This window comes from Dolichospermum sp. LEGE 00246 (assembly GCF_015207865.1).
In the GTDB taxonomy this organism is placed as follows: domain Bacteria; phylum Cyanobacteriota; class Cyanobacteriia; order Cyanobacteriales; family Nostocaceae; genus Dolichospermum; species Dolichospermum heterosporum.
The window spans coordinates 1-9,204 of the sequence record NZ_JADEWA010000201.1 but is presented as its reverse complement, the minus strand read 5'-3'; the positions used below and the strand labels follow the sequence as shown (position 1 = coordinate 9,204).

At 36.0% G+C, this 9,204-nt stretch carries 7 protein-coding genes and 1 CRISPR repeat array; of the genes, 2 read left to right on the top strand and 5 right to left on the bottom strand.

What is annotated here, in order from left to right; genetic code table 11:
• The 3 genes from IQ228_RS14200 to IQ228_RS14190 all read right to left on the bottom strand — a co-directional run.
• On the bottom strand, positions 1–504 hold a 504-nt coding region (locus IQ228_RS14200; protein ID WP_228043874.1), incomplete at its 3' end, for an RAMP superfamily CRISPR-associated protein.
• Positions 505–528: 24 nt separating this feature from the next.
• The gene (locus tag IQ228_RS14195) at positions 529–1,572 is read right to left on the bottom strand and encodes a type III-B CRISPR module-associated Cmr3 family protein (protein ID WP_193963248.1); all 1,044 of its coding nucleotides are present in this window, start codon (positions 1,570–1,572) and stop codon (positions 529–531) included.
• Entirely contained in the window at positions 1,533–3,338 is a 1,806-nt protein-coding gene (locus IQ228_RS14190; RefSeq protein WP_193963247.1) for a type III-B CRISPR-associated protein Cas10/Cmr2, read from the bottom strand. Before IQ228_RS14190 ends, IQ228_RS14195 begins: the two co-directional genes overlap by 40 nt.
• 391 nt (positions 3,339–3,729) lie before the next feature.
• Between IQ228_RS14190 and IQ228_RS14185 the strand changes: the two genes are divergently transcribed.
• Both IQ228_RS14185 and IQ228_RS14180 read left to right on the top strand, forming a co-directional pair.
• The gene (locus IQ228_RS14185) at positions 3,730–5,805 is read left to right on the top strand and encodes a WYL domain-containing protein (RefSeq protein WP_193963246.1); all 2,076 of its coding nucleotides are present in this window, start codon (positions 3,730–3,732) and stop codon (positions 5,803–5,805) included.
• A gap of 118 nt (positions 5,806–5,923) precedes the next feature.
• Entirely contained in the window at positions 5,924–6,496 is a 573-nt protein-coding gene (locus tag IQ228_RS14180) for a transposase (RefSeq protein ID WP_193963245.1), read from the top strand.
• A gap of 78 nt (positions 6,497–6,574) precedes the next feature.
• Here the strand turns inward: IQ228_RS14180 and yidD are convergent, their stop codons facing one another.
• Both yidD and IQ228_RS14170 read right to left on the bottom strand, forming a co-directional pair.
• A complete protein-coding gene (gene yidD / locus IQ228_RS14175) occupies positions 6,575–7,084 on the bottom strand; it encodes a membrane protein insertion efficiency factor YidD (RefSeq protein WP_071992798.1) in 510 nt (169 codons plus the stop codon).
• Positions 7,085–7,129: 45 nt separating this feature from the next.
• Entirely contained in the window at positions 7,130–7,504 is a 375-nt protein-coding gene (locus tag IQ228_RS14170) for a hypothetical protein (protein WP_027402685.1), read from the bottom strand.
• 150 nt (positions 7,505–7,654) lie between these two features.
• A CRISPR array of direct repeats spans positions 7,655–9,199; the repeat unit is 36 nt; unit sequence GTTTCCATTAATTCCACTTCTTATAAAAGAAGCGAT.
• Positions 9,200–9,204 lie beyond the last annotated feature (5 nt).

Here is a 9,204-nt window from a genome sequence, read left to right as displayed (position 1 = left end):
TAGAAATTTTTTACCTTTGTGTTTATTATCTTTCGATTCTAGTGCGCTATCCCATAATTTTTTAGAAGCTATATATTCTTTGGGAATTTCACTAGCTTTTTTATTCAACCCAGCTATACGGTTATACCTTTTAAGTAGACGAGGACAAGTTACCCAGACAATTGGCTGTCCCGGACAAAACACAGGTAGCCAAACAATAGAAGCGTGTTCTAATTTAATTACAGCTTCAGTGGTACTATCTGCTTCTCCTTGTTCGGCTTTTTTTCCATACCAAAAATTTTCATCTTGTTCGGGAGGAATTGTTTCACCCTTATTTTTTAAAAAACCGCAATATTGACGCATATCGGCTCGCAAACGACCGCGAATTGAACTACCATTAATAATACCTGTTTGGGTAAATTGGTCACGAAATATGAGGTTTAAATTGCCGTTTTCTTCTCCTGCTGTTGCTCCAACATGAACTGGTGCCAAGGTTTCAATAATTCCGCAAGCTTTCTGATACATTATTCTCTCCTATTGATTTACTAATTAAGCTTCTTGATATTTTTGTAACCCTTTAATTTCTACTGGTAAACACAAGCCAGAACCAATTTTCTGTAAGCTATATCCCTGATTGGGAAACCAGTCTTCATGAAATTCATTCCAAGATTTATTAAGTGGTTTTGGTAATACATATACACTTCCTGCGGGAACTGCATAAAGTCCTCTTCCTAATCTTCCACCTGAATTGTACCGATAAGGTATGGCTTTATCAGTTAATAATTTAGTGTTGTTTTTTGGAAAATATGATGCTAAATCAGGATGTTGGGGAAAGCGATAAGACAAGCGTGTCGAACCCCAAACAGCAGGAGAAATTAAGGCGAATGATTGTTCTATTTTTTGATCAAAAAGTTCCAATACTTCTTTCTTTTTAATATCTTGACATTCAATTTCCACGATATGGTTTTCTCCTCCAAAGCGATACCATCCATTGTTTAGTTTATGGCTTGATAAATAAATTAAACAAGTGTCTTCTGGCATTTGTACGGCACTTTCTAGAAACAAACCATCTTTCTGTTTGGAGTGCCTTTCGTGATCTTCCATGTGAGGATGAAGAAAAGATACATAATCCCAAGGATGGGTATCACAATCTAGTTTGGTCTTATTCCAAGAAGTAATGGTTTGCCATGTAAAAGCTGGTTCTAATTTGTCTTCATCTTGTTTATATTGTCTTTGTCGCTGCCAATTTCGATTTTTATCTAATACCCATTCATCTCTATATTTCTCTTTATCTCCTGCAATAATTCTATGCCAAGGAATTGGTACATAAAAATTCTGTTCATATCCAGATTTAGCCCAAAATGGACCAGCAGTATGCAATTTTTTAGTAAATTCTTCGTAATTTTTATCTTCTGTTGTGAAATTTTTATCTGTTAATTTGGCACTACAAAATAAACCGGAAAGAACTGCTGCACTAGGCGGAAATTTTTCTCCAGAACGACCAACTAAGTTTTCTGGTGAAAGAAATGCACCGGCACTACCATATAAAAAACCTAAAGGTCTAATAATGATGATGTATTTGTATTTGAACATAAGTGCCAACCAATTGTAATTAAATTTTCTATCCAATCAATCATCAATAAAGCTTTTTGAGCGGAACTTGTATCATCATTTGCACCTACAATAAATTTTTCATCCTTTGTAAGTATTTCTTTGTAACCAGGAAAGTAAATATTAAAAAATTCTAAAAAATCTCGCCGATAGTCAAGAATTTTGCTTTGTTTTGCGGTGTTATCACTATCAATTTCTTGGTGACGACGGTTTTCTGCGAGTCCAAAAGCGTGACGGGATTTGAGTTGGGCTAAATCGCCATAGATATGCGACCAATTAGGTTGGTTTTGACTATCCCGACCTTTACCTTCCCATTCTGGATAGGTGTTACTGTTTCTGTCTCTGTATTCTTTCAAGATATGCAAATACTTCCACGGACAAGTCCACTCTACATACTGTCCGCTATTAAATACAATTCTAATCGTCACGCGATCGCGCTGCAAATTTTTGGCTGTTTCTTGTGCTTGACGACAATGTTGTAATACATCTCGTTGGGGAACACTCCCCGCGACCCAGACAAATCCCACACTGACATTAATATCTCGTTTATGTTCGTGCCATTTATCATTTAATGTCATCAACCATTCCAATGCACTCAATCCATCAATTGGCTGTTTAACATTTTTGCTATCAATTGGCTGTTTAACATTTTTGCTATAGCTATAAATAATCCCTAAAAAATCATCTCCACCTGCATAAATTACTCGTCCTAATCTCTTTTCATGTTCAAAGTATGTGTAAAAATTCTTACCCCATTTACGCAAAGCAGTTGTAAATGTATTAATTTCCACTTCCGGTTGGTCGCTTTTAGCCATTTGTTTCAATTTTTTCCCAACTTTATCCCCATCTCCCATAAACCAACCCGTCCATTGTCCTGGTTGAGTTTCCGTTGGTTTGCGACGAATTTCTTTAAAACCCTTGGGAAGTTTCCCAAAACAGGAATTTCTATCACCTAATGCTATTCCTATGTCTTTCCTCACATTCTCGCAAGTTACCAGACGCTTCACTAATTCGGGAATGCTCAGTTTCTCGTTTGGTGCGATAAATTTACCTTCCACTTCCGGTTCTTCCTGGGAAGTTTCTAAATCTTGTTTTGCTTCCCCTGTTTCGGGTTCTTCTTGGGAATTTTGTTGATTTTCGGTGATAATTGCTAATTTTGTATAAAAATTTTTAATGGTTTCGTCTGCGTAACGATAGGTGAAATTTATCTTGTTTTCCACTTCCGAGTCTGAAAATTTTCTCCCCAATCCTGGATATGCGATCGCATCAGTACCCGTCAAGCTAGAACTCTCACCAATCCAATTAACAGCACTCCAATCACGGGATAATTTATTAGTTTCTAAATCATCCATTGCTGCTTCAATACAGCAACCAGTTCCGTGAAATATTTCCCAAGTATGACCACCCCAAAGCGTCCATTCCCGTTCCCAATGATATTGATATTCAGGTAATTTATTCTCTATCCATTCTCGACAAACTTTTAAAATATCCTTCCATGCAGAAAGAATAACTGTTTCTGCCTCTTCTTTGCTCATTTCTCCTTTAATCAGAATACGATTAGGCATCCCTTTTTGTAACTTAGGTATTCCTGGGGAAATTACTGTTAATCCGTTGTTATTAACATAAAAAACTAGCTGCTGACTCAGATAAGACAGAATCAGAGATGCACCATATAAGTCTCTAAGTTTACGCGATTTCTCGATAAACCCTTGAACTGGGGCAAAAGTAACAGCCGTGTATTTATTCATGTAGCTGTATCTCCTTTATACGCTTGATTTTAACCATACACGCTTTTTATTTAACTTTTTAACCATAAAAATACTTTGTAACAATTACTTGCTATCTCACTGTAGATTTCGTGTTAATCGCTAAATTAAAGGGTCAGAAATACTGATTTATTTACAAAGTCAACAATATAGAGGGAAAATTGTCTATATTTGTGACTATGTAAAACTGAGCAGATTTACGTTGTGTTTTTATCTTAGCAGCAAAAAACTGGATGTAACCCTCTATTTATGCGAATGACGAAATTTACTGGGGCAATGTGGTAATAAATTCGTGATTCGCTTGAAAACACTAGACTTTGAGGTTTGTTAAATGCAGACAATATAAAATAAGTTTTATTGAGGATCGAAGAAAATGTCTACTCCTCCTATCTGTCACATCCTGATTGGTGTCCCTGGTAGCGGTAAGTCCACTTTCGCCACTGAATTAGCCAAATTGGGGAATTATCGCATTGTCTCTACTGATGTTATTCGTCAAGAACTCTATGGGGATACCACTATTCAGGGTGATTGGATAGATATAGAAGCAGCAGTAATTTCTCAAATCACAGCAGCATTGGCTCAAAATAATGCTGTAGTCTATGATGCCACTAATGCCAAGCGTGCGTGGCGATTGGATTTATTACAAAAGTTAAAATTAGCGATCGCTTCCCCGGTTTTATGGATGGGGTGGTACTTAAAAACCCCTGTGCTAACTTGTAAAGGATGGAATCAACAACGCACCCGTCAAGTTCCAGATGTGGTAATTGAGAGTATGCACCAATGGCTGCAAGATTTTCCACCAATGGCCGCTGAAGGGTTTGCAGCAGTTAAGGAAGTTGATGTCACGTCCCCAAAGTTCAACTTTCACCAAATCTCTACCCAAATTCAACAGCTTTCTCGAACTCTAATCAACCGTAACAACCGTAATAGTCAAATTACTTTTCATGCTTACAGTAAATTGCTGGATTTTGAGCGATTAATGTATCTAATTTCCTTGATCATTAACTATCCGGGAATTGGTAATCTGCAAGCAACTCACCCCAGTTTATTAGCCAGCATTTTGGGTAAAGTCCCTGAGTTTACAAGTTCCTTGGCAGAAATCACCGCTTGTATCAGCCGATTGTATGGCAATATCTATGGAGATCAAAGTGCGATCGCCTCTAATTTACTATGGTTGCAGCAAAATTCCCTCATTGGTGTTAATTCTATCTCTTCACCTTCCCATCTCCCTATCTCCCCTGGCGCTGTTTCTCTGACCGCTTCCGTTGCTGTGGTAACTCATCCCTACTCGGATTTACCAGCGTTTCAGAGATTATTGCAAACTATTAGGTTCATCTTACATCATCCGTTTTTATCCAATTCTGGACAAGGAAGTTTAAAAACTTTACTGTCCGCACTGCAAGAATATGAGATTATTGAGGGTAATACTTTAGATTCTGTCCGTAAAGATATTGAAAAAGTCCTTAAACCATATAAAATATTACATAATTTTTCTATGCGAGACGGTTATTTTGCGGGAACGGCAATTTTATCAGCACTAGAATTAACTCAGGTGTTTCAAGTTCTCCAGTCTCAAGCACAAAGTCTCAATGACCCGATAGCACTGGAAATTTATGAAACCTTTGCTATTCGCATGACACAAAGTCGCTTGGGAGTCAGTGATATTTATCCGGTACGGGCGATCGCTAATCGCAGTATGATTGACCCAGAGTATTTACCAGCAGAATCTCTAGCCAGAAATTTACAACCAGTGGAGGAAGCGATCGCTCAAGGACAACTGTTAGAGTTAAATCGTTTTCCTGGTGGTGGTAAGTTTACCCTAGATGAAGAAGGGTTCTTCCTGGCTTTTCCATTACAAATTGTTTTTTCTAACACAGCTTGGTATTTGGGTTATGAATGTGTATCCGGTGAATATCATGGCTTATTTCGTTTTGAACGATTAGATAGATTATTTATTGGTAAACTGCTAACAAAAGTGCGTTCTCGACAAGAACAAGAAAATTCCTTAAAAAAGTTACAAAAACTATCTAAAGCCAGTGCAGGAATCTTTTTAGGTTACAATCCCCACCACCAACAACGATTTCTGAGTATTAATAAAAAAGAACGTTCTCTAGTGTGTACTACTATTGAACTGTGGTTTAATGATGAACTTTTTAGATTTGTTGCTGAAGGAACTAAACGATTTCCGGCACAACAGATGAAAATGTCTCTACCAATCACAGGTAAGAGATTAACTTTGCCTAAATCTATTTTTTGTCTTGATAAAACAGAAAATAAAAACTATCCTCATCGGTTTCAAGTCATATTACCTCAATGGTCTTTAGATGATGTAGAGATTTTGCGCTGGATTCTTGGTTTCAAAGGAGGAGTGAAAGTGATAAAACCAAAATCATTAGTTAATAAATTAAAACAAATCGGTGAAGACATTGTGAATGTTTATAGATATTAGATCCCCGACATTAGATCCCCGACTTCTTAAAGAAGTCGGGGATCTGGGAACTCAGGGATCTGGGAACTCGGATATCTGGTAAAATTTTATTAAATTTGAATATCCCATATTTTTATTTATGCCCCAAAGAAAAACTCCCTGGCAAAGTGGTAACTTTTATCATATTTATAATCGTGGTAACAATCGTCAAGATATTTTATTTGAACGTGAGAATTATATTTATTTTCTCCGGTTACTAAAGGAACATCTTATTAAAAATGCAGTAGATATTGTTGCTTACTGTTTAATGCCTAATCATTATCATTTATTGGTATATCTGAGAGATGAAACCCTATCTGATGCCATGAAATCTCTCTCTCTTGCTTACACAAAGGCAATTAATAAACGGTTTAACCGTTCGGGGGTATTATTTCAGGGACGGTTTCAAAGTATTCACATCCAAGAAACTGAATATCTTGTCAATCTTTCTCGCTATATTCACCTCAATCCAGTAAAAGCCGAAATAGTAAACCATCCTGGAGAATGGGAATTTTCTAGCTATTTAGAATATGCAGGATTACGACCAGGAACACTTCCTAACATAGAATATATCAAAATACAAATCGAGTCAGAATCAATTTATCAACAATTTTTGCTAGATCATAATTTACCTAATTCTACTGACTTCAAAAAACTACTACTCGATGATTGAAAAGAAAAGATCCCCGACTTCTTAAAGAAGTCGGGGATCTGGGATCTGGGATCTAATTAAATGATTAATTTTAATATTCTATTTGCCTTCATTTGCGACACCTAAACCAATTATACCCAAACAACATAAACCATAATAAATCTCTGGCTCATTACCACATTTACCATCTTTTTGGTCTTGTCTAATAGATGCTTTTGTTGCTGTTGACATACATTTGCCAAAAGCTTTTCCTTTACTTGCTAACGCTGGTGTTGCTACACCAAAAGTAAAAAAAGCCGGAATAATTAAGTAAATAAATCCCCTGCGGTTCAATAAATGGGAACTTCTCCGTTGTAGATTTGCTTGTTGTTTTTGTCCAGTTAATGTTTCCGCAGCTATTCCACAATCGGTAAAGCGTTGTTGAGAGAGATTAATAGCTTTTTTTAAATCCTGTTCTAAAAAAACACCCTTCACATATTCTGAACAAGATTCACCATTATGTAAAACCCGATGAGCGCAACAATACCCCTTATAAGGTGAAAGATATCGTTGATATAAATTAATAGCAGTAACTAGAGAACTGCGGATAAATTTACTAAAAATCTGCATAGTTGACTTCCTGAAATTTCCAAAAATTGACAATTAAAAACTACATTATTTACTTAATTCTTCAACCTGCTTTTTCGCACGAGAAATAGCCAAAGCATTATCAATAGGAGCAATAATTGTCCCCGCAACTGATCCTATACCAAAAGCTCGTGCCATAGCTTCTTCACTATTACGAGAATTTCCAGCAACTACTACCCCTATTAAAGCCCCACCACACATAAGCCATAGAAATGCTTTCCACCGTCGGGTATAACAATATCCACCAATGGGAATGAGCAGAGAAAGGAAAACAGCAATCCCTATATTTAATCTAGAAAGGCGTGCTAAATTTTGTACTTTTTTACGTTCTTCTTCTTCCTTAATTGAATCAAGATATTGACGTAAAATTTCTTGATCTTGATCTTTATTTTGTTCTGACATTGTAGAATTTCCCTCACCAATCTGGTTATATTGTTGACATCTCGTGTAACAACATAATCTCAATTTTGTGATTATTCAATACTTCTTATGCGAATGAGGAAATTTAAAATATCCTAAACCCAAAGATCCCCGACTTCTTTAAGAAGTCGGGGATCTCATATCTTGACTTTCTATAAAAGAAGCGATTATTGCACAAATGCAAGCTGAACCAACAATAGAAATAGTTTCCATTAATTCCACTTCTTATAAAAGAAGCGATTTAACCTGTTTGATCAATTGAACGAGTTTGACGCAAACATGGTTGTTTCCATTAATTCCACTTCTTATAAAAGAAGCGATTTTTAGGGTCAATTGAAATAGCGGTTAATAGAAGGAATGGTTTCCATTAATTCCACTTCTTATAAAAGAAGCGATAATACAGCTAGGCAAAATGCCAATAGAGCTTTCTTTGGTTTCCATTAATTCCACTTCTTATAAAAGAAGCGATAGCAGTTAGCACTAGCACACCGCCAAAGGTTCTCTATGGGTTTCCATTAATTCCACTTCTTATAAAAGAAGCGATCTATCAGAAATGGTAGGAAGGTGCGACGGGCAGGTCTAAGTGTTTCCATTAATTCCACTTCTTATAAAAGAAGCGATTATTTTTACCTCTGCTTTAGAGCAAGGGGCATTGTACACAGGTAGTTTCCATTAATTCCACTTCTTATAAAAGAAGCGATGACGGCAGTCACGCGGGTCATACTGCGGAGGCGTGCACGTTTCCATTAATTCCACTTCTTATAAAAGAAGCGATTTTCCTAAGAGCGAAGTTCTTTGCAACCTATCAAGAATTGTTTCCATTAATTCCACTTCTTATAAAAGAAGCGATTTTAGTATTAAAAGAATTAGAAAGTTCCCAACTTCCCTTAGGTTTCCATTAATTCCACTTCTTATAAAAGAAGCGATTTGTAAGACTTTAAGCATCTGTAAGCAAAGTTATTATTATAAGGTTTCCATTAATTCCACTTCTTATAAAAGAAGCGATTGAATTCTGCAATCCGTTGGGGCATTCTTCTCACCGTTTCCATTAATTCCACTTCTTATAAAAGAAGCGATTTTCTCAGAATAGTTTGTATAGAGGGGCTGAGTTTACTGGTTTCCATTAATTCCACTTCTTATAAAAGAAGCGATTCATGGTTATGCAGTCTACAAGCTTCTTCAACAAAGCGAAGTTTCCATTAATTCCACTTCTTATAAAAGAAGCGATTTTAATAAGAGAAAAAAGAAAAGAGAAAGGAACAAAAGTTTCCATTAATTCCACTTCTTATAAAAGAAGCGATCTAATAAAGACTCTAACGTTACCTACCGTCCAGGTGACTTAGTTGTTTCCATTAATTCCACTTCTTATAAAAGAAGCGATCCTCCTTAATTAACTAATTACAAACTTGATTATTGTTTCCATTAATTCCACTTCTTATAAAAGAAGCGATTAGCCCTAAGCAGCCCTCTAACATACCCTTCTTCTAAAGGTTTCCATTAATTCCACTTCTTATAAAAGAAGCGATAAGTAGTCATAAAGTTTATTGTTTATTGTTTATTTAATAAGTTTCCATTAATTCCACTTCTTATAAAAGAAGCGATATAAAATGAAATGATTATCAATACAAGAAAAACGCATGAGTTTCCATTAATTCCACTTCTTATAAAAGAAGCGATAAAAG